This is a genomic window from Acinetobacter sp. 228 (assembly GCF_048147885.1).
In genome coordinates this window covers 1-1064 of the sequence record NZ_JAYWYV010000569.1, presented here as the reverse complement: position 1 = coordinate 1064, position 1064 = coordinate 1, and the positions used below count along the sequence as shown (strand labels likewise).

Below are 1064 nucleotides of genomic sequence, written 5' to 3'. Positions count from 1 at the left end.
GAATGAACTGGTCCACCGGCATAATCACCCGAAGGTGCACAAGTATCGGCTACTCCTGTTGTACCATGCGCCCAAGCCAGTACGGGCCAGCCATTTTTTGGTGGTGTTCCTTTCGGTAATAAAATAAACGCTGAGGCAACGATAGGCTCGTCATTCACACCTCGACTACGATAATTTACTAATAAGCGCTGATCTGCATGAGGAAATAAATCCATCACATCTTGTTGCGCTATAGAAAGTATTGAGCCCGGTTTTTCACTCACAATTTGCTTACTCAAATCTGCAATTGGAACAGCCATAGCAGAACCAGATATCAAACAAATACTGCTAAATAAAATTTTTAATAAAGAATTACTTTTTCTAATCAAGGGATTACTCCTCTATTATTTACATTACATCTATTTAAATAATCAATTTATAAAATATAAATTACCATAAAATTATCTATATTTATATTCGGTCAAAAATATATTGAAATATAATCACTGAAATTTAATAAAACTATATTTTAAAAATATCCAGTATAAATATAGTTGCAAAAATTAATCCAATTTCAATGATAAAAAATATATGCTGATATTTTCTTAATTACTATAGCGATTAAAATGTCAAAACAAAAATTTATACCCTACCTGATTTATCTTATTCTCGGTTCTCTATCCATCCATAGCTTTGCAGACGTACAAGTATATGGTCCGGGTGGCCCAGCACCCGCCATGAAAGAAGCCGCCAAACAATTCACCAATAAAACCGGCATAGCTGTTCATGTGAATTCTGGTCCTACTGCTCAATGGTCTGAAAAAGCGAAACTAGCTGGTGATGTTTTCTATAGCGGTTCCGAAGCCTTGATGTCTGATTTTGAAAATGCTTTTTCTGAGCAAATTATATAAGATTCGGTGGAACCTTTATATTTACGCCCCGCAGCCATTTTAGTACGCAAAGGAAATCCTAAAAATATTAAAGGATTTAAAGACCTAGCTAAATCTGGCGTTAAGGTTTTAGTTACACATGGTGCAGGTCAAGTCGGTATGTGGGAAGATATCGCTGGCAGAACCGGAAATATT

The 1064-nt window shown here is 35.6% G+C and carries 2 pseudogenes; one reads left to right on the top strand and one right to left on the bottom strand.

Going from position 1 to position 1064, the window contains the following annotated elements:
- Positions 1 to 368: pseudogene (locus tag VXQ92_RS20875) on the bottom strand (alpha/beta hydrolase); the annotation flags it as partial.
- 237 nt (positions 369 to 605) lie between these two features.
- Between VXQ92_RS20875 and VXQ92_RS20870 the strand changes: the two are divergent.
- A pseudogene (locus VXQ92_RS20870) lies at positions 606 to 1064 on the top strand (AcfC family putative adhesin); the annotation flags it as partial.